The sequence below is a fragment of the Luteimonas sp. MC1895 genome (assembly GCF_016457215.1).
Lineage (GTDB): Bacteria > Pseudomonadota > Gammaproteobacteria > Xanthomonadales > Xanthomonadaceae > Luteimonas.
Genome location: NZ_JAEMDY010000002.1, coordinates 386535 through 406413, shown reverse-complemented (window position 1 = coordinate 406413; position 19879 = coordinate 386535). Strand labels below are relative to the sequence as shown.

18 protein-coding genes are annotated in these 19879 nt (G+C 73.2%); 5 read left to right on the top strand and 13 right to left on the bottom strand.

Features of this window, described 5'->3' with window-relative positions; all coding sequences use genetic code 11:
• Positions 1-12 precede the first annotated feature (12 nt).
• The 4 genes from JG616_RS07485 to glyQ form a co-directional block, all read right to left on the bottom strand.
• Entirely contained in the window at positions 13-3960 is a 3948-nt protein-coding gene (locus JG616_RS07485) for a translocation/assembly module TamB domain-containing protein (protein ID WP_199392176.1), read from the bottom strand.
• Positions 3960-5882: an outer membrane protein assembly factor gene (locus JG616_RS07480; protein WP_234446528.1), complete on the bottom strand. Its 1923-nt coding sequence runs from the start codon at positions 5880-5882 to the stop codon at positions 3960-3962. The genes JG616_RS07485 and JG616_RS07480 overlap by 1 nt, the downstream gene beginning before the upstream one ends.
• Before the next feature lie 204 nt (positions 5883-6086).
• Positions 6087-8201: a glycine--tRNA ligase subunit beta gene (gene glyS, locus JG616_RS07475; protein WP_199392175.1), complete on the bottom strand. Its 2115-nt coding sequence runs from the start codon at positions 8199-8201 to the stop codon at positions 6087-6089.
• Positions 8202-8216: 15 nt separating this feature from the next.
• Entirely contained in the window at positions 8217-9128 is a 912-nt protein-coding gene (glyQ, locus tag JG616_RS07470) for a glycine--tRNA ligase subunit alpha (RefSeq protein WP_199362566.1), read from the bottom strand.
• Between the two features lie 112 nt (positions 9129-9240).
• On the opposite strand from glyQ, the gene JG616_RS07465 reads away from it, so the two are divergent.
• Together JG616_RS07465 and JG616_RS07460 are read left to right on the top strand one after the other, a co-directional pair.
• Positions 9241-9969, top strand: a complete 729-nt coding sequence (locus JG616_RS07465; protein WP_199392174.1) for a glutamine amidotransferase — start codon at positions 9241-9243, stop codon at positions 9967-9969.
• Positions 9970-10033: 64 nt separating this feature from the next.
• Entirely contained in the window at positions 10034-10945 is a 912-nt protein-coding gene (locus JG616_RS07460) for a hypothetical protein (RefSeq protein WP_199362564.1), read from the top strand.
• Positions 10946-10985: 40 nt separating this feature from the next.
• On the opposite strand, the gene JG616_RS07455 is transcribed toward JG616_RS07460, so the two are convergent.
• The 5 genes from JG616_RS07455 to JG616_RS07435 all read right to left on the bottom strand — a co-directional run bounded on the left by JG616_RS07455 (position 10986) and on the right by JG616_RS07435 (position 14129).
• Complete coding sequence (locus JG616_RS07455) at positions 10986-11717, bottom strand: RDD family protein (RefSeq protein WP_199362563.1); 732 nt, start codon at positions 11715-11717, stop codon at positions 10986-10988.
• Positions 11717-12469 (bottom strand): twin-arginine translocase subunit TatC, encoded by a 753-nt coding sequence (tatC, locus tag JG616_RS07450; RefSeq protein ID WP_199392173.1) that lies wholly within the window; start codon positions 12467-12469, stop codon positions 11717-11719. Before tatC ends, JG616_RS07455 begins: the two co-directional genes overlap by 1 nt.
• Entirely contained in the window at positions 12456-12896 is a 441-nt protein-coding gene (tatB, locus tag JG616_RS13650; protein WP_235973010.1) for a Sec-independent protein translocase protein TatB, read from the bottom strand. The genes tatC and tatB overlap by 14 nt, the downstream gene beginning before the upstream one ends.
• Before the next feature lie 21 nt (positions 12897-12917).
• Positions 12918-13139: a Sec-independent protein translocase subunit TatA gene (gene tatA / locus JG616_RS07440; RefSeq protein ID WP_199392172.1), complete on the bottom strand. Its 222-nt coding sequence runs from the start codon at positions 13137-13139 to the stop codon at positions 12918-12920.
• 75 nt (positions 13140-13214) lie between these two features.
• Positions 13215-14129 (bottom strand): lipid-binding SYLF domain-containing protein, encoded by a 915-nt coding sequence (locus JG616_RS07435; RefSeq protein WP_199392255.1) that lies wholly within the window; start codon positions 14127-14129, stop codon positions 13215-13217.
• A gap of 226 nt (positions 14130-14355) precedes the next feature.
• Here JG616_RS07435 and hemH point away from each other — a divergent pair, with 226 nt between their 5' ends.
• Together hemH and JG616_RS07425 are read left to right on the top strand one after the other, a co-directional pair.
• Positions 14356-15309, top strand: a complete 954-nt coding sequence (gene hemH / locus JG616_RS07430; protein ID WP_199392171.1) for a ferrochelatase — start codon at positions 14356-14358, stop codon at positions 15307-15309.
• Positions 15300-16151: an alpha/beta hydrolase gene (locus JG616_RS07425; RefSeq protein ID WP_343224994.1), complete on the top strand. Its 852-nt coding sequence runs from the start codon at positions 15300-15302 to the stop codon at positions 16149-16151. The genes hemH and JG616_RS07425 overlap by 10 nt, the downstream gene beginning before the upstream one ends.
• Positions 16152-16163: 12 nt before the next feature.
• Here the strand turns inward: JG616_RS07425 and JG616_RS07420 are convergent, their stop codons facing one another.
• From JG616_RS07420 to ttcA, 4 genes are all read right to left on the bottom strand, one after another.
• A complete protein-coding gene (locus JG616_RS07420) occupies positions 16164-16673 on the bottom strand; it encodes a hypothetical protein (protein ID WP_199392170.1) in 510 nt (169 codons plus the stop codon).
• Between the two features lie 43 nt (positions 16674-16716).
• Complete coding sequence (locus JG616_RS07415; RefSeq protein WP_199392169.1) at positions 16717-17520, bottom strand: SprT family zinc-dependent metalloprotease; 804 nt, start codon at positions 17518-17520, stop codon at positions 16717-16719.
• A 37-nt stretch (positions 17521-17557) separates the two neighbouring features.
• A complete protein-coding gene (locus tag JG616_RS07410) occupies positions 17558-18463 on the bottom strand; it encodes a recombination-associated protein RdgC (RefSeq protein WP_199362556.1) in 906 nt (301 codons plus the stop codon).
• A 127-nt stretch (positions 18464-18590) separates the two neighbouring features.
• Entirely contained in the window at positions 18591-19493 is a 903-nt protein-coding gene (gene ttcA, locus JG616_RS07405; protein ID WP_199392168.1) for a tRNA 2-thiocytidine(32) synthetase TtcA, read from the bottom strand.
• Between the two features lie 42 nt (positions 19494-19535).
• Here ttcA and JG616_RS07400 point away from each other — a divergent pair, with 42 nt between their 5' ends.
• Positions 19536-19751 carry a YdcH family protein gene (locus JG616_RS07400; protein WP_199362554.1) on the top strand — a complete coding sequence of 72 codons (216 nt, stop codon included), beginning with the start codon at positions 19536-19538 and terminating at the stop codon, positions 19749-19751.
• Positions 19752-19879: the final 128 nt, after the last annotated feature.

Genomic DNA, 19879 nt, shown 5'->3' with positions numbered 1-19879 from the left:
GCCGCCGCGCGATCAGCGCTCGTGGCGGTAGTTGATCGAGCCGCGGCTTTCCAGCGAGCTCGACTCGATCTCGACGTCGAAGCCCTTGCGCAGCAGGTACTTCAGGGTCAGCACCTGGCCGCTGCCGAGCAGCGACACGCCGAAGCCGACGTACAGCCGCGGCGACAGCTGCTTGCCGATGCCGAACACGCTGCCGCCCAGGGTGCGCGACTCCATCACCCCGGCGTCGTCCAGGCCGATGCGCTTGCCGATCTGCCCGGCCAGCAGGCTGCCACCGGCGTTGAGCGCGGCCGAGGCGGCGTCGAGGTCGCTGGCCTGGCGACCGCTCAGGCTGGAAAGCGGGCGGCCCAAGGCGAGCAGCGCGAGCGCTTCGGACTCGTCGCTGGAGGGATCGGTCCACACCTGCGCGCGCGGCGCCGAGGCGCGCCCGCTGACATCGATGCCCGCGGTCACGTCGCCGACGCGGCGTTCGGCGCGGATGTCCAGCAGCGGATCCGACACCGGCGTGTTCGACCACGACAGGCGCCCGCGGGTGATCGCCAGCTCCTGGCCATAGGCCTCGTAGCGACCGCCGACCTCGAGCAGGCCATAACCCGTCATCTCGCGGCCCGCACGCGAGACCACGCGCAGCTCGCCGGTGAGCGCACCCTCGAGGCCAAAACCATTCATGCTGACCTCGTCGCCCATCGCCAGCGTCAGGTCGAGCTCCATCGGCAGCGACGGGCCTTCCTCGGGATCCACCGGATCGAGCACGACCACGTCGGGCGACGCGGACACGCCGTCGCTCAGGCGCTCCAGGTCCATGCGCGCGCTGGGCACCAGCACCCGACCGGTCACCTGCAAGGGGCGACCGGCGGCGTAGCGCACCTCGATGTCGGGGCTGGCCACGGCGCGCAGGTCGCGGGTGTCGGATACCAGCACGTCGCGACCGCTCACGCGCAGCTGCAGCGGCGCGCCTTCGCTGCGCCAGCCCAGGCTGCCGTCGATCGCCAGGCGGCTGTCGCCGCCGGTGCCGAGGCTGCCGCTGATGCGCGCGTTGCCGTCGGGCAGGGCGTCGAGCCGCGCCTGGCCGTCGACGATCGCGATCGCGAGCGCGGGCAGTTCGGCGGCGAAGTCCGACAGCGTCGCGTAGCCGCCCAGCGCCGGTGCCGCGCGGGTGCCCGACAGGGCGACGTCCGCGTCCAGCCGTCCGGTGGGCGAGACGATATCGGGGGAGAACAGCTCCAGCCAGGTCAGCTCGCTGGTCGCGGCGGTGAGCTGGCCCTCGAGCGGCGCGTACGCGTCCCAGCCGGTGCGCAGGCGCGCGGTGATGCGGCCATTGCCGTTGAAGCCCAGGCCCAGGCTGGCGTCGATGCGGTTGGCGTCGAACACCGCCTCCAGCGCCAGGCCGCTGTAGGACAGCACGTCGCGGCGTGAGCGCGCGCTGGTGCGCAGGGCGCCGTTGCCGGACGCGACGTTGACGTGGCCCTGCCAGGCGTTGCCGGCGGGACGCAGGCGGGCGTCGATGTCGAGGCTGCCGTCGAGGAACCAGGGCCGGCCGCTGTCCTGCGTCGGCAGGTAGGGCCCGACGAGGGCCAGCGGCAGCGCCTGGCCGTCGATCGCCAGCCCCTGCCGCGGCCAGTCGGCGCTCGCACAGAGCCGGCCACCGACGTCGGAGGCGAGGCAGGCCGGAGCAAGGGTGAAGCCGCCGCCAGCGGTCTGCGCGACGTTCGCCGCCGAGCCCAGCTGCCAGCTGGCGCCGAGCGCCGGTGCGGCCTGCAGGCTGTCGAGGGTGCCGCGCCACAGGCCGTTGGCGCGACGCGCGCTGCCCGAGAGCGACGCCGTGCCGATCCCGCCGGCCGCGCGCGCGTCCAGCCGGAGGTCTTCCACCGCCCCGCGTGCCTGCACTGACAGCGTGTCCAGCGCGATGCCGGCCTGGATCCCGGCCGCATCCACGTCCAGCGTGCCGCCGCCGCCGCGCCAGGGCAGGTGGCCGCGCAGCTGCAGGCGGTCGGCGGTGTAGTCGGCGTAGCGCAGGCCGCTGCCGGCAAGGTCGGCGCGGACATCCGGGCTGTCGCGCCCGCCGGCCACGGTCACCTGGCCCTCGATCCGGCCGGCCGCGCCGGGCAGAAGGTCGTCCAGGCGCAGCGGGGCCAGCGACGCCTGGATGTCGAGCCGGTCGTCGACGCGGCCGCTGGCGTCGATGCGGCTCTGGCCCACGCTCAGCGCCGCCTCGCCCTCGAACGCGGCGACACCGGTCCCGCCGGGCGCCGCGCCGCGCATGGCGAAGCCCGCGCGTCCGCCCAGCCGCCGCCCGCGCAGCTGACCGCCCAGCGCGTCGGCGTCGACGCGCAGGTCGAGGCCGCCGTCGTCGCGGGTGCTGCCGGTGGTGGCGAGGCGGCCATCGATGGCGCCGTCGAATCCGGGAGCGAAGTAGCCGGGGTCGAAGCCGGTCAGGGCCGCGGTGAAGTCCCAGCCCAGCGCCGGCGCCCAGGCCACGTGCCCGCTGCCCTCGAGGCGACCGGTGGGGGTGCTCGCCACCAGGGTGCCGATGTCCAGGCGCTGCTGGTCGCCGCGGCCCTTCAGCTCCACCTCGGCGGTCTCGCCGTTGCGTTCCAGGCTCGCCTCGCCGACGATCGCCCACAGCGCCGCGGTCCCGGCGATTCCCAGGTCGGCGTCGGCGCGGATCGTCGCGGCCGGATCGGGCGTCGGGGCCGGCGTGGCCGCGGCACCGGCGTCCGGGGTGGGCGACCAGCTCACGCCGCGTGCCACCACCGCATAGCGCAGGTCGGCGGCCTTCGGATCGCGGAAGTCGCCGCGGCCGGTGACGGTGACCCGGCCGTCGAGCACGTCGACCACCAGCGGATCGAACTCCAGCACCTGCTCGTCGAGGCTCGCGACCGAGGGCTGGATGGTCGCGCGCAGGTCGCCGTAGGCGAGGTCGCCCTGCAGCTCGGCCCGTCCGCCGGTGCCGCGGGCGGCGAGGTCGAAGGCCACCGGGGTGCCCGGCTCGCCCAGGCCCGCGAGCAGCGCCGGGTCCAGCGCCTCGCTCACTGCGCTGAAGCTCCACTCGGGCGCACCCGCGCCGCGCAGGCCCAGCGCCACGCGCACCGGGGCCGGCGCGTGTCCGGAAAGCGCGACGTCGAGCGCCGACACGTCGCCGCGCGCCACCAGGCCCAGGCGTGGCCGGGTGCTGCCGGCCGGCGCGGGCAGCAGGGCGGAGACGGTGAGGTCCATCCGGTAGTCGTCGGCCGGGGCGTACTCGCCATCGGCGAGCAGGTCGCCGCGGTCGCTGTGCACCATCATCTGGCGCAGCCGCAGCAGGCCGCTCCGGGCTTCCACGCCGCCGCGCACGTCGGCGATGTCGATCAGCGGCTCGCCGCCGCGCAGCACGCGGAAGCCGTCGATCTCGATGGTGTCGGCCTGCAGGCCCAGCGGCGGCTCGATCTGCGGCAGCACTTCGGGCCAGCGCGGCAGCGAGAAGGGCTCGCCGTCGTCGGACGGCGGCAGCTCCAGCAGCGCGCCCTCCACCTGGGCGGCGTCGAGCCGCAGCGTGCGGCCCAGCAGCGGACGCAGCGCCGGGTCGAGCGTGATCCGCCTGGCGCTGAAGCGCAGCGTGTTGGGCGCGGCGCACTGGCCGTAGGGCACCGGCTGGTCATCGACCTCCGGGCAGACCAGCTGCTGGAAGACCACGTCGTGCAGCGTCAGCGGGCCGGAAGCCGGGCCCTCGGCCGCGCGCCACTCCAGCGTGGTGCCGGCCGGCAGGCGCGACACCACCTGCGACAGCAGGAAGTCGCGGCCGCCGAGCGTGCCCAGCAGCCACCAGCCGGCCACCAGCACCAGCGCCACCAGCGCCGTGGTGCCGATGGCGCTGCGCCGCGCCAGCGTGCGCATGCGTGCCTTGCGGCGCGCGCGCAGCTCGCGGATCCGCGCCTCGCGCTCCTCGGGGCTGACCTCGGGCGGGACCGACGCGCGCGCCATCACAGGCTGGTGCCGATGTTGAGGTGCAGGGTGAAGGGGGAATCCGGATCGTCCAGGCCGCGCGCGACGTCCAGGCGCAGCGGACCCACCGGCGTCTGCCAGCGCAGGCCGACGCCAACGCCGGTCCGCAGCTCCGGCGAGCCGCCGAACGCGCTGCCGGTGTCGACGAAGGCGGCCATGCCCCAGGGACCGCCGCCGAAGTAGTGCTCGTACTCGGCGCTCGCGGTGACCACGTGGCGCGCGCCCAGCGCGAAGCCCTCGTCGTCGGCGTCGACCACGCGCGGGCCGACCTCGCGCCATTCGTAGCCGCGGATGCTGCCGTCGCCGCCGGCGTAGAAGCGCAGGCTTGGCGGCATGTCGACCAGCGCATCGGTTTCGGTGCGGCCGTACTCCCCGCGCAGGATCAGCCGGTCGCTCTCGCCGAAGCCCAGGTACCAGTGCGCGCGCGCGTGGAACTGGAAGAACGTGGCTTCCGAGCCCGCGCCCTCGACCCCGCCGCGCAGCTGCAAGCTGCCGCTGTAGCCGGCGCGCGGGAACAGGGTGTCGTCGAGGTCGACGTAGGTCGCGCGCAGCGACGGATAGGTGAAGGTCGCATAGCGGTAGACCGGCGGCGTGGTCGGATCGCCGTCGTTCTCGTACTCGTAGGCCCAGCGCTCGCGCAGCGCGTGCACCGAGGCCAGGAGGTTGAGGTTGCGGTTGTACTGGCCGCTGCGGCTGGCGGCGAACTCGACGCGGCGGGTATCGATGTAGTCGGTCTGCTCGTCGGCGGCCTGCAGTCCGACCGTGTACCAGCCGTCGAGCCAGCGGAAGGCCGGGATCCGGTACTGCAGCGACAGCGTCTTGCGCCGGCTTGCATAGTCCAGCTGCCACAGCGCCTTGTGCCCGCGCCGGTTGACGTAGCGGCGCTCCTGCCCGAGCCGGATGCCGGCGCCGCTGTCGGTGCCGTAGCTGAGGCCGGCGGTATAGACGTCGCGCTTGGCGGGCGTGAGGCTGACGTCCACCGGCACCTCGCCGTCAACGGCGTCTTCCGGGCGCGGCGTGATGTCGATGCGGCTGAAGTAGTCCAGGCGGCTGAGCGAGGTGCGCAGGCGATCCAGGCGGCCCTGGTGGTAGTACTCGCCCTCGTCCCAGTAGACCAGGCGCTCGAGCAGGGCGTTGTCGACCACTTCGGTGGGCGACTGAACGAAGCGGGTCGGCCCCATGTCGTAGCGCTCGCCGCTGGTCCACACCAGCTCGATGTCGGCGGCCTGCTCGGCGCGGGTCACCGCCACGCGGCGCGCGCTGAAGTCGGCGTCGAAATAGCCGCGCTCGGCCAGCCGGCGGCTGATCCGGGTCTTGCTGGACTCGTAGGACGGGTGGTCGAGGATCGAGCCCTCGCGCGGGATGAAGTCGTCCAGCTCCTCCTGCAGGTAGCGGTCGTCGTGGCCCTCGCCGATGATCGCGATGTCGGCGCGGCGCACGCGCACCGGTTCGCCGGGTTCGACCGTCACCACCACGGCCACCGGCGCCTGGGCATCGCCCGCGGCGCGGCTGGCGCCGGCCTCGCGCACCGCCTGCGCGGTGGCTGCGGCGCTGTCCGAGGCCTCCTGTTCCTCCTGTGCCGCGGTGTCGAGCACCACCCGGCGCTCGCCGCCGCGCACGCGCTCGACCACGATCCGCGGGGAGTAGTAGCCGAAGGGCTCGAGTGCCTCGCGGGTCTCGTCGCCGGCCGCGCGCATCATGTAGGCGAGCCGGCGCCAGGTGACGTCGCTGCCGATGGCATCGACCAGCGACAGCGAGGTGCGCACGTTCTCCTCCATCTCCTCGTCGAGCCCCACGATCTCGACCGAGGACACGCTGGCGGCGTGGGCGCTGCCGATGACGGCGCTGCCGGCGATGGCGAAGAGGACGGCGGCGACAGCGGCGCGGTGGGGCGTGGGCATTCGGGGAGGATACCGGTGGGGTGTCGACGGACCCTTAACGCAGGGTCCTTCGGATGCACTGGAATGCCTGTCGTCCCTGGACCCGCCCCCGCTGATCGGAACTGTAGGAGCCGCTACAGCGGCGATCGGGTTACCGGAGCATTCGATCGCCGCTATAGCGGCTCCTACAGGAGCACGGCGTGGTGCACGGGGGATCCGGAGGCTTCAGGCCGACAGCTGGCCGAGTTCCGCCACTGCGCCGAGGCGCTTCGCCAGCCGCTGGAGCAGGGCCAGGCGGTTGTTGCGCAGCGCCGGGTCTTCGGCATTCACCATCACCGCGTCGAAGAAGGCATCGACCTCGGGCCGCAGGCGCGCCAGGCGCGCGAGCGCCGCCACGTAGTCGCCGCGATCCAGCGCCGGACCCGCCTCGGACCAGGCCGCCTCGACCGCGGTCGACAGCGCCCGTTCGGCGGGCTCGACCAGCAGCGCGGTATCGACGTCCTCGGCCATCACGCCGTCGGCCTTGCGCAGGATGTTGCGGATGCGCTTGTCGGCGGCGGCCAGGGCCTCGGCCTCGGGCAGCTTCGCGAAACTGGCGATTGCCGCGATGCGCTGGTCGAAATCCGCCAGCGACGCCGGACGCAGTGCGGCGACGGCACTGAAGTGCTGCGTCGGCACGCCGCGGTCGGCGTAATACCCGCGCAGGCGGTCGAGGACGAAGTCGTAGAGCTCGGTGGCCAGCGTGCGCGCGGCGTCGCCCTGCGGGCGCGCGGCCTCGGGCAGCGCGGCGATGGCGGCGGCGAGGGTCGCGGGCAGGTCGAGTTCGAGCCCGCCTTCGATGATCGTCCGCGCAAGTCCGAGCGCGGCGCGGCGCAGCGCGAAGGGGTCCTTGTTGCCGGTGGGCCTGAGCCCCGCGGCAAAGCCGCCGGCCAGCGTGTCGACGCGCTCGGCCACCGCGAGCAGCCGGCCCAGCGGCGACGGCGCGATCGCGTCGCCCGCGCCGCGCGGCTGCCAGGCTTCGTCGAGCGCGTTCGCCAGCGCCTCGCGATCCTCGCGCGCCAGCCCGGCCAGGGCGGGATCCTGGATCGCGTAGTAGCGGCCGGCGATGCCCTGCAGCTCGGGGAACTCGTTGACCATGCGCGACTGCAGGTCGGCCTTCGACAGCAGCGCCGCCTCGCGGGCCAGGGCCGGAGCCACGCCGACGGCGGTTGCCAGCGATTCGGCCAGCTTCGCCACGCGCGCGGCCTTGTCGGCCACGCTGCCGAGCTTCGCCTGGTAGGTGACCCCGGCGAGGCCGGCGTTCATCCCCGTCAGCCCCTGCTTCATGTCCTCGACGAAGAAGAACCTGGCGTCGGCGAAGCGCGGGCGGATCACGCGCTCGTAGCCCTTGCGCACCTCGGTCTCGTCGCGCGGCACGACGTTGGCCACGCCGATGAAGCGCTCGGACAGCCGGCCCTCGGCATCGAGCACCGGGAAGAACTTCTGGTTGGCCTCCATGGTCGCCACCAGCGCCTCCTGCGGGACCGCGAGGAACTCGTGCTCGAACGAGCAGGCGACGGCATGCGGCCATTCCACCAGGCATTCCACCTGGGCGAGGTTGCCGGATTCGATGCGCGCCACGCCGCCGCCGGCGGTCGCCGCGGCCTGCACGCCTTCGACGATCGCGTCGCGCCGCTCTTCGGGATCGACCAGCACCCTGGCGGCGCGCAGGCCGTCGACGTAGTCGCCGGGCGTGCCGATCCAGACCGGCCGGTCGTGCATGAAGCGGTGGCCGCGGCTCATGCGGTCGGACGCGATGCCGAAGGCGCTCGCGGGCACGACCTCGTCGCCCAGCAGCACCACCAGCCAGTGCGCCGGCCGGGCGAATGCGTGCGCGTGCGCGCCCCAGCGCATCGGCTTGGGGATCGGCATCGCCGCGATCGCTTCGTCCAGCACCGCCTGCAGCAGGTCGCGGGTGGCCGCGCCCGGCGTGACCGAGCGGTGCACGAAGCGCTCGCCCTTCTGGTCGCGGGTGCGTTCAAGCGACGTCCACTCGACGCCGGCCTTCTGCGCGAAGCCCTGCAGCGCGCGCGTCGGCTGGCCGTCGCCGTCGAGGGCGATGTTGAGGTAGGGCCCGAGGACCTCCGAGGACTGCTCGGGCTGGGCGACGGCCACGCCATCGAGCAGCACCGCCAGCCGGCGCGGCGTGTACAGCGGACGCGCGCCATCGGCGAAGGCCACGCCGCGGCGCGACAGTGCATCGCGCACGCCGTCGAGGAAGGCGCGGGCCAGGCCGGGCAGCGCGTTGACGGGCAGCTCGTCGGTGCCCAGTTCGATCAGGAGCGGTGCGGTATCGGTCATCGTGGGGCCCCGGGGTCAGGCGGCGTGGGCCGGCGCGCCGCGCAGGCCGGGGAAGCCGAGCTTTTCGCGCTGCGCGTGGTAGGCCTCGGCGACGGCCTGCGACAGCTTGCGCACCCGCAGGATGTAGCGCTGGCGCTCGGTGACGCTGATCGCGCGCCGCGCGTCGAGCATGTTGAAGCTGTGGCTGGCCTTCATCACCTGCTCGTAGGCCGGCAGCGGCAGGCCGAGTTCGACCAATGTCAGCGCCTCGGCCTCGCAGGCGTCGAAGCGGTGGAAGAGTTCGGCGACGTCGGCGTGCTCGAAGTTGTAGGTGCTCTGCTCGACTTCGTTCTGGTGGTAGACGTCGCGATAGGTCACCGGCGTGCCGTCGGGGCCGTGCGTCCACACCAGGTCGAACACATCGTCGACGTTCTGCAGGTACATGCACAGGCGCTCGAGGCCGTAGGTGATCTCGCCGAGCACCGGGCGGCACTCGATGCCGCCGGCCTGCTGGAACCAGGTGAACTGGGTCACCTCCATGCCGTTCAACCACACCTCCCAGCCCAGGCCCCAGGCGCCGAGCGTCGGGGATTCCCAGTTGTCCTCGACCAGGCGCAGGTCGTGCACCAGCGGGTCGACGCCCAGGCTCTTCAGCGACTCGAAATACAACTCGACGATGTTGTCGGGCGAAGGCTTCATCACCACCTGGTACTGGTAGTAGCGCTGCAGCCGGTTGGGGTTCTCGCCGTAGCGGCCGTCGGTCGGGCGGCGGCAGGGCTGCACGTAGGCGGCATTCCACGGCTCCGGCCCGATCGAGCGCAGGAAGGTGGCGGGATGGAAGGTGCCTGCGCCGACCTCGAGGTCGAGCGGCTGGATCAGCACGCAGCCCTGCGCGGCCCAGTATTCGTTGAGCCGCTGGATCAGCTGCTGGAAGGTGGGTGCGGTCATGCGTGCTCCGGGCCGGCCAGGGGGACGCCGGCGCCATGAATTGGGGACGCGCTAGTATAGCGGGCCCCTCCGCCCGGCCCTTGCGGCTGCGCGCCTCTTTCCGGTGTCGTCGATGATCCGAAACTCGCGTCCCTTCCTCGTCGTCGAGACCGGCCAGCCAGTGCCTTCGATGCGTCGCCACGGCGGCTTCGCGCACTGGATCCGCACCGCCGCGGGACTCGCGCGCGGCGAGGTCGAGGTGGTGAACGTGCAGGCGGGCGATGCGCCGCCGGCACACGGCGAGCATGCCGGGGTGATCGTCAGCGGCTCGGGCGCCATGGTCAGCGACCGCGAAGCGTGGAGCGAGCGCACCGCCGACTGGCTGCGCGACGCCGCGCACGGCGGCGCCCCGGTGTTCGGCATCTGCTATGGCCACCAGCTGCTGGCGCATGCCCTGGGCGGCGAGGTCGCCGACAACCCGCGCGGGCTCGAGATGGGCACGGTCGACCTCGAACTGCATCCCGCGGCCGGCGAGGATCCCCTGTTCACCGGCCTGCCCGCGCGCATCCAGGCGCAGGCCACGCACCTGCAGAGCGTGATCCGCCCGCCGGAGGGCGCGATCGTGCTGGCCAGCTCCACGCTCGACGACCGCCATGCCTTCCGCTGGGGCGAGTCGGCCTGGGGCGTGCAGTTCCATCCGGAGTTCAGCGCCGACCACATGCGCGGCTACGTGCGCGCGCGCGCCGCCAACCTGGAGCGCGGCGGGCAGGATGCCGCGGCGATCCACGCCGCGGTGCGCGCAGCGCCGGACGCGCGCCGCGTGCTGCGCCGCTTCGTGCGCCGGGCGCGTCGCCACGCCTGAACCATCGGGTACGATGGCCGGCGTGGCGCCGCCACGCTGACACCACATGCAATCGGGGAACGGGATGACGACACGCACGATGGGCCCGGCCGCCGGCTGGCGCTGGCTGATGGCCGCTGTGAACCTGGGTGGAAGCAACCCCAAGGCGATCTTCGGCGGCGCGGCCCTGCTGCTGGTGGTGGTGTTCGCCGCGGCGATGGTCCTGAGCATCCTGGCGGCGATGCTGATGCCCGCGGGGATGGGCGCCCAGCTGGCGGGCAGCCTGCTGGTGACCCTGCCGCTGCTGGCGCTGATGGCCGCGCTGATGGTGGGCTACCTGCGGCTGATCGACGCGGTCGAGGCCGGTCGTCCCGCGAGCGCCACCCAGGTCTTCTCCGGTTTCTCCGATCGCAGCGCCTGGGTGCAGGCGATGGTGATCCTGGTGCTGCTGGCGCTGCTGCAGTACCTGCTGATCGCGGGCGGCGTGATGCTGGCCGCGCCCGACGCCGGACGCTGGTACCTCGAGAACATGGCCTCGGCGACGGCGGTGACGCCGGACCAGATGGCCGAGATGCCGCCCGGCTTCGGCCGCATGCTGGCGGTGGTGATGGTGGTGGGCGTGCTGACCTACGCCGCGCAGGCGATCGCGCTCGGCCAGGTGGCGCTGCGCAACCGCGGGATCGGCGGCGCGCTTGGCGACGGTGCCGCCGGCGCGGTGCGCAACGTGCTGCCGCTGGTGGTGCTGATGCTGCTGGGCCTGGTGGCGATGCTGGTGATCGGCATGGTGGTCGGCCTGCTGGCGGTGCTGTTCGGCGGCCTCGCCGGAGGCAGCACCACGGCGATGATCATCGCCGTGGTGGTCGGGATCCCGGTCTACCTGCTGCTGGTGCTGGTGATGATCGTGGTGAGCTTCGGCGTGATGTACGCCATGTGGCGCGACATCTGCGGCGACGGCGAGAGCGCCGGCCGCGACGACGGCACCCGCGTCGCCGTCTGACGCCCGCGGCCCGGCGTTTCGTCCGACCGCCGCCCCGGGCTCAGCCCCGGAGCGCGCGATCCAGGGCGGCCTGCATGGCCGCGCCCATGGCCGCCGCCGCCCAGGCGGTGGCCAGCAGCAGCGCGGCGGCCAGGAGCCACAGCCAGGCGCGTGCCCAGCGCGGCATCGTTGACGGCGCATCCGCCGCCAGGACCACGCGCGTCGCACTGAGGCGGTCGTGCAGTGCCGCATGTGCCGGCGGGATGGCGGCCAGCAGGTGGCCGACGTTGAGGCTCAGCCATGACAGCGTCCCGGCCAGGAAGCGCAGCAGCAGGCGTCCGGTCGCGGCATCGCCCCCGGCCACGGTGGCCACGCGCAGGCCCAGCGCGCGCTTGCCGGGCGTCGCGCGCAGCGACGAGCCTTCGAAGCCCACGCACCAGGCGAGGAACAGCGCCGCGAACACCGCGAGCGGCGGGACCGCGAGCGCGGCCAGCGCCGCCTGCACGTCGCGCGCCGCGGCGAGCAGCGCCGGATCGCGCAGCGCACCGCGCGTCAATGCCAGCAGCGCGCCGGCGCCGGAAGCCGCGTCCGCACCTGCACCGGTCGCCATCGCGCCGCTGACCACGCCCGCCATGCGCTGCGCCAAGGCGTCCACCAGCACGCTCCACGCCGCGGCCAGGGCGCCCGACGCCGGGCGCATCGACCCGACGCACAGCGCCAGCGTCGCCAGGCCGACGGGCAGCGCATCCAGCGACCACGCTGCGCCGCGTCGCCAGAAGCCGGCGGGACGCATCAGTCCGGGCCGGCGGTGCCGGCGGCGGGCTCGCGCCGCGACAGCATCCGCGCGGCGATGATCCCGGCCTCGTACAGCAGGCACATCGGGATCGCCAGCATCAGCTGCGAGATCACGTCCGGGGGCGTGATGATCGCCGCCAGGATGAAGATGCCGACGATCGCGTAGCCGCGCGCCTCGCGCAGCTGCGCCGGCGTCACCCAGCCCATCAGCACCAGGATCACCAGCGCCACCGGCAGCTCGAAGCTCAGGCCGAACGCGAGGAAGATCACCAACACGAAGTCGAGGTAGGCGTTGATGTCGGTCATCATCGCCACGCCTTCGGGCGTGACCATGGTGAGGAAGCCGAACACCGAGGGCAGCACCACGAAGAAGGCGAAGGCGCAGCCGGCGTAGAACAGCAGCAGCGAGCTCGCCAGCAGCGGAAACGCCAGGCGCTTCTCGCGCCGGTAGAGTCCCGGCGCGACGAAGGCCCAGGCCTGGTAGAGCAGCCACGGCATGCTCAGCACCAGCGCGGCGAAGAACGCCAGCTTGAGCGGCGCGAAGAACGGCGACGCGACCTCGACCGCGATCAGCTGCGCGCCCGCGGGCAGCTTGTCGACCAGCGGCTGCGACAGGCGGGTGTAGAGGGTGTTGGCGAACGGCAGCAGCGCGGCCAGCACCACGCCCAGGCCCACGAGCCCGCGGAGGATGCGCGAGCGCAGTTCGAGCAGGTGGTCGAAGATGTTGCCTTCGCCGTCAGCCTCGGCCATCGGCGTCTCCGTCGGCTGCGGGCGTGACCGAAGGTTCCTGCACGGCGGGGGTGCCGGATGCTGCGCCTTCGCCCGGGGTGGGCGCGTCCGGCGCCGCCCGCTCGCCGGCGAGATCGTCGCGCAGCGCCCTGAAGCCCTGGCGGGCGTCAGCGTCCGCCTTGCGCACGCCGGCGTCCAGGTCGTCGACCGCGCTGCGCGCCTGGCGCTCGAAATCGGTGGCGGAGCTGCGCACCGAATCCAGATTGCGCTTGAGCTCCTCGGCCGCCAGCTCGCGCTCCAGCTCGGAGCGCACCGAGTACCACTGCGCGCGTGCGCGCCGCACCCACAGGCCGGCGAAGCGCGCGGCCTTCGGCAGGCGCTCGGGTCCGAGGACCACGAGCGCCACCAGGGCGATCATCAGCAGTTCGCCGAAGCCGAGGTCGAACATGCCCGGACGCCGCGCCCGGGATCAGCGCCCGACGGAGTCGCTGTCGCGCTCGGCCTTGCGCTCGCCCTCGCGGGACTGGTCGCCGAGCTGGCCGGCGGGGGCGTCGTCGTCGGCCATGCCCTTCTTGAAGCCCTTCACCGCCTCGCCAAGGTCGCGACCGGCGCCGCGCAGGCGCTTGGTGCCGAAGATCAGCAGCACGACCACCAGGACGATGATCCAATGCCAGATGCTGAAACTGCCCATTGCCGCGGTACCTGGATGTGTTCGGGGGCTCAGGATAGCAAGTCACCCGCGACCGGATCGCGGGCGAGGGATGCTTCAGTCGATGGGATCGGGCAGCGGCGCCGGCAGGTTGTCGGCTGGCAGCGGTTCCGAGGTCACCTGCGTGCCGTCGACCGGCTCGAAGGCGCCGGGGCCCTGGGTCGGCGTCGTGCCGCTGCCGATCGGCGAGGTTTCCACCATCGCGCCCTGCGCCGGGGCGGGTGCGGGCGTCGCGGCCACGCGGGTGCGTGCGTGCGCGGCTGCGCCTTCGGTGCCGCGGTTGGCGCGCGCCAGCGCCGTGGCTTCCTCCAGGCTGTCGCGGAACTCGACCACCGGCGTGGAGGGCTGCCCGTTGGCGCGGCCCTCGAAGATCATCCGCGGCGTGGTGTCGCGGCCATAGGCGGCCTCGTTGGCCGCGTCGTCGATCGACAGCACCGCGCCGTCGAGCGCGATGCCCGCGAACAGGCCGCGGGCGCGCGACCAGGACCAGATCTCGGCCTTGAGCTCGCCGTCGGTGGCGGTGGACGCGTTGCGGCCGACGGGGCCGGCCGCGACCGCGGCATCCGCGCCCAGGGTGAACTTGCCGTTGACGATCGATTCCAGCCCGCGGTCGCTGCGGAACACCAGCACCACGTCGGCGGACTGCACGCCGGCCTGCAGGCCGATGCTGCCGCCGGTGAGCTTGACGAAGCTCGGGTTCGACCACGTGCCATCGGGGTTCTTCACCGACATCATGCCGTGGCCGCGGCGGCCACCGATGACCAGGCCGGCCTTGATGGTGTCGGGCACGACGACGATCGCGCGCGCCTCGTCGAAGAGCTTTTCCGGGATCGCCGACTCCGGGATCGCCTGGATGTCGGTGAGCACGCGCACCGCATTGACCGCGCGCGCGTCCTCGCGGGGACCGGCGGCGGCGGGCGCGGCGGCGAGCGCGAGGGACAGCGCAGTGGCCAGGACGGGCAGGCGGAGCAGGTGGCGCTTGGCGGTCATGTGGGACTCCGGACGGACGGATGCGTATGAGGATGCGGCGCGAAGCACGCGCTGTCGACCGCGGTGCGGCGCCTTGAGGCTAGGCGCGGCGCGATGAATCGGCCATGAGCCTCAGCGTTTCAGCGCCGTCGCGGGCGTGGCCGCGCGAGCCTCCGTACACTTGCGGCAACGCTCGCCGACGCCAGCCCGCTGACCGATGACCGACTCCATGCCTGCTTCCCGCGACGTCCTGTTGCTCGCCAACCTCGGCACGCCCTCGGCGCCAACCGCGGAGGCGGTCTCGCGCTACCTCGGCGAGTTCCTGGCCGATCCCCGCGTGGTGCAGCTGCCGCGGCTGTTCTGGCTGCCGCTGCTGCGGCTGGTGGTGCTGCCGCTGCGCTCGCGCCGGGTCGCGCACAACTATGCCGAGATCTGGATGGACGGCGGCTCGCCGCTCGAGGTGCACACGCGCCGGCTGGCCGCGGCGGTGCAGCCGCTGATGCCGGGCGTGCACGTCGAGCACGTGATGCGCTACGGCGAGCCCGCGCTCACCCGGCGGCTGCGCGAGCTGCGGGCGGCAGGCGCGCGCGTGCTGGTGCTGCCGGTGTACCCGCAGTACTCGACCACCACCACCGCGTCGGTGGCGGACGTGATCGGGCGCGAGCTGCCGGCCGCGCGCATGCTCGAGGACTACCACGTCGATCCGGGCTGGGTGGACGCCGTTGCCGGCTCGATCCGCCGCCACTGGGACCAGCACGGGCGCGGCCAGCGGCTGCTGTTCTCCTTCCACGGCATCCCGCAGCGCCTGGTCGACAAGGGCGACCCCTACGAGCGGCAGTGCCATGCCAGCGCCGAGGCCGTCGCCGCCGCGCTGGGACTCGCCGACGGCGAGTGGCAGCTGACCTTCCAGTCGCGCTTCGGCGGCGGCAAGTGGCTGTCGCCGGCCACCGATGCCACGGTGCGCGCGCTGCCGGCCGAGGGCATCCGGCGCATCGATGTCGTCTGCCCGGGGTTCTCGGCCGACTGCCTGGAAACGCTGGAGGAGATCTCGATGCAGAACGCGGAATTCTTCCGCGAGGCCGGCGGCGAGACGCTGTCCTACATCCCCTGCCTCAATGACGATCCCGCGCATGCGCGCGCGATCGCGGACCTGGCGCAGCGCGAATTCGCCGCGTGGGCCTGACCCGCGGCTTCGAGCTGGCGCTCCCGGGCGGCACGGTGCGCGGGCTGCGCGCCGGCGCCGAGGGCGCGCCGCGGGTGCTGGCCCTGCACGGCTGGCTCGACAACGCCGCGAGCTTCGCGCCGCTGGCGCCGTTCCTGCAGGGTCTCGACCTGGTGGTCCCGGACCTGCCCGGCCATGGCCGCAGCGACCATCTGCCGCGCGGCATGGACTATTCCTTCGCCGGCGCGGTGCACGGCGTGCTCGATATCGCCGATGCCCTGGGCTGGGAGCACTTCACCCTGCTCGGCCACTCGATGGGCGCCGGCATCGCCAGCCTGGTCGCCGCGGCCTGTCCGGCGCGCGTGCAGCGACTGGTCGCGATCGAGGCCCTCGGCGCGCTGGCCGAGGTACCCGAGCGCACGGTGGAGCGCCTGCGCCAGGCGGTCGAGGCCACCCGTGCCCTGCCCGGCAAGCGCCTGCGCGTGTTCCCGGACCTCGAGCTGGCGGTCCGCGCGCGCATGCAGGCCAACGGCCTCGGCGAGGCGGTCGCCCGCCTGCTGGTCGAGCGCGGAACCGAAGCGGTGGATGGCGGCTGGCGCTGGAGCAGCGACCCGCGCCTGACCCTGCCGACCATGGTTCGCATGACCGAGGCGCAGGTCGAGGACCTGGTGGCCGGGATCACCTGCCCGGTGAAGGTGCTGTTCGCGGATCCGGCCCAGCCCTACCTGCCCGACCCGGTGCGGCGCGCCCGCGCCGCGCTGCTGCCGGCGGGGGAGCTGCTGGTGATGGCCGGCGGCCACCACCTGCACATGGAGCAGCCGCGCGAGGTCGCCGCCGCGATCGGCGGATTCCTGCAGGGCTGACCGCGGTCGCGGCTACTGGCGGGAGGTGTCGCGCAGCTGGATGCCGACCTGCAGCGGTCCGCCGGCGTGGCGGGTGAAGGTGTAGGTCGCCTCGCGCGGGCCATGGCTGAAGCCGAGCATCGCGCTGTCGGCCTGCTGCATCGCCAGCGTCTGCGACCAGCCCTTGCCGGCCATGGCCGCGCGTGCGGTCTCGAACATCGATCCCACCGCGCCATCGGCCTCCAGGCTGACCAGGCGCGCGCCGCCGACGTCCATCACGCTGGTGACGCCGTAGCTGGGCGGCAGGAACAGGTCCTCCGGAAAGTCCGCCGGCAGCGCGATGCCGGCGCCGGTCGCGATGGTGACGTCGCCGTCCGCGGTCGCGATGCGCATGCGCTCGCCATCGCGATCGACGCTCACCTTCTGTCCGCTGGCGCGTTCGATCGCGACCTCGGTTGCGGCGTCGGCGGCGCGATGGCAGCCGGCGGACGCGGCCAGCAGCCCGAAGCCGGCCAGGACCAGGAGGGGGGTGGGATGGCGCATAGGGGTCGAACCCGGTGGCAGGTGCCTGACCGGTACAACGCCCTCAGGCTGTCGGACCGGACAGCTGCCGCAGCATCGCCTTGAGCCGGCGGCCATGGATCCGGAACCAGTCGCGCTCGTCGCGCCACTGCGGGAAGCGCGCCTCGACCTGGGCCCAGAATGCCAGCGAATGGTCGGCGTGCAGCAGGTGGCAGAGCTCGTGCACCAGCACGTATTCGAAGGCCGAAGGCCGGCCGAGCACCAGCGACAGGTCCAGCGCGAGCGTGCCGTCGGGCGCGAGCGAGCCCCACTGCGACGACATCGCCTTGAGCCGGATGCGCGCCGGCGCGCGCGGCAGCGTCGGCAGGTAGCGCGGCAGCCAGGCGCCGATGTCGGCACGCGCCTCGCCCTCGTAGAAATCGCGCAGCGCGCGCCGAAGGGCCGCGTCGCCGCCGCGTCCGGTGTGGCGGAAGACCAGGCCGTGGTCGTCGCGCACCACGCACGCGAAGCGGCCGGTCTCCCAGCGCAGCGGCTGCATCACCCCGCGCAGCGGCAGCGCCGGGGTCACGCCGCGCTCGAGCGGCATCACCAGGTCGTCGATGGCGTGCGCGCGCAGCTGCGCGGCCAGCCAGTCGCGGTGCTGTTCGAGGAAGCGCGTGCCCGACACCGCGCTCGCGCGCGGCGGAAGCGTCAGCCGCGCGCCGCGTTCGTCGACCGACAGGCGCAGCCGGCGCGCGCGCGGATCGCGCACGCGCACCACCTCGACCTCGCTGCCATCGTCCAGGGCGAGCGCGACGGTGTCGCGCGTGATGTTGCGGGTGCCCGGCGCTTCGGACTTCGTGAGCAGCAGGCGGAGCAGGGACGACATGCGGCGATTCTACAGCGCGATGTCCATGCGCAAGTGATCAGGCATCGACGCGCGACAGCTTCAGCGACGGCTCCAGGATCTCGAACAGCCTGCGCACTTCGGCCGACATCAGCGAGAAGCGCGCGTCGAGTTCGGCGCGCATGTCGTCGCGGTCGCCGCCTTCGAGCTGGTCGACGGCGCCGTCGAGGAACTTCAGCTTGCGCACCACCAGGTCTTCGCCGAGCACGAAGGACACGTGGTCGTCGAGCTCCAGCGCGAGTTTCGTGACCTGCTTTCCGGCCTCGAGGTGGTGGGTGATCTCCTCGCTGCCGAGGTCCTGGCGCTGGCACTTCACGATCGCGCCGGTGTCGTTGCCGTCCTTGAGCTCGCACTCCTCGCCAAGCGACAGGCCTTCGGGCAGCGGCTCGCCGGCGATCCAGCCGGTCAGCACGCTGCGCGGCGCGACTTCGGCATTGGCCGGCAGCGCGGGGAAGCTGCCCAGCGCTTGGCGCAGCGCCGACACCACCGCCTCGGCGCTCTTGCGCGAGGAGGAGTCGACGATGCACAGGCCGTGCTTGAGGTCGAGCAGGGCGTCGGTGCGCGAGGGACGGACGAAGGCGCGCGGCAGGAGCTCGTGCACGAGCTCGTCCTTCATCCGCTTGCGCGCGCGGCCGCCGGGGCGGCGCCCTTCGCGCTCCTCGGCCTCCTCGAGCTTGCGCGCGAGCATGTCGTTGACCACCGCGGCCGGCAGCAGGCGGTCCTCGCCGCCCACCGCCACCCACGCGGCGTCGCCGATGCGGTGCGAGTAGGCCTCGGAGTCGCGGCCCAGCGCGGGCACGAATCCGCGCGAGGACAGCTCGAGCGGGCCGACCGGCTTGAGCGGATGGGTGGCCAGGGCCTCCTCGAGGCCTTCGAGGTCGAGCGAGACGGGAAAGCGGAACAGGGTCAGGTTGCGGAAGAACATGGGGGAGGAAGCCTTGTGGTCGGGATGGGAGGCGCGCGTGGGACGGCGCGCGGATCAGGTCATGTGCGCGATGCGCGGACGCAGCGGCGTCCCGCGCGTGCGGGCGGGTGTGCTGCCGGGCCGGGCATCAGGCGGCGTCGCCGGCGCGCGGCGCGTCGTGGGGCTCGCCGGCCAGCCAGTCGTGAGCGTCGGCGACCGCCGCCGCGTCGCGATGGCCGAGGCCGAGGAAGTCGAAGAGCTTCGGATCCGCGAGCTGCGAGGGCCGGACGTCGCCCAGCGCGCGGGCGATCTGCTCGATGCGCCCGGGTGTCTCGCGCTCCCACTCGCGCATCATCCTCTGCACCTGCTTGCGCTGCAGGTTCTCCTGCGAGCCGCAGAGGTTGCAGGGGATGATCGGGAACGCCCTGGCCGCGGCATAGTCGGCGATGTCGTCCTCGCGCACGTAGGCGAGCGGCCGGATGACCACGTGGCGGCCGTCATCGGACAGCAGCTTCGGCGGCATCGCGCTGAGCTTGGCGTGGAAGAACAGGTTGAGGAAGAACGTGGCCACCATGTCGTCGCGGTGGTGGCCCAGCGCGATGCGGGTGTAGCCGTGCTCGGCGGCCCAGGTGTACAGCGCACCGCGGCGCAGGCGCGAGCACAGCGAGCACATGGTCTTGCCTTCGGGGACCACGCGCGAGACGACCGAATAGGTGTCCTGCTCGATGATGTGGAAGTCGACGCCGAGCGAGCGCAGGTAGTCGGGCAGCACGTGCTCCGGGAAGCCCGGCTGTTTCTGGTCCAGGTTCACCGCGGTCAGCGAGAACGACACCGGCGCCTTCTTCTGCAGCTGCAGCAGCACGTCGAGCATGGTGTAGCTGTCCTTGCCGCCGGACAGGCAGACCATCACCCGGTCGCCGTCCTCGATCATGCCGAAGTCGGCGATGGCCCGGCCGACCTGGTGGCGCAGCCGCTTGCCCAGGCGCTGCGCCTCGTGCGAGGCGCGGTGCGCGCGGGGCGCGGGTTCGGCGAGAGGCAGGACGATGCTCATGCGCGTATTTTAGCCGCCCGCGACAGCGTGTACCCTCGCCGCATGCCCAGCTTCGACCCAGCGGAGCAGGCGCGCCTGAGCGCGCGGCTGCAGGCGCTCCGGACCGAACACCGCGACCTCGACGCCGCGGTCGCGCGGCTGCAGCGCGATCCCGGTGCCGACGAGCTGATGGTCAAGCGCCTGAAGCGGCGCAAGCTGCAGCTCAAGGACGCCATGGAGCGCGTGGAGTCGGCGATGATTCCCGACGAACCGGCCTAAGCGCCGGCCCGCACAAGCGGTCGCCCGCCGCCCCGGCCAGCCGGCGTCACCTGCGCTGGCCGCTGGCGTGGCCCCGGCGCGTTGGCAACGGAGCCGGGCCTGCGCGCCGCGATGTCCGGCAGTCGCCA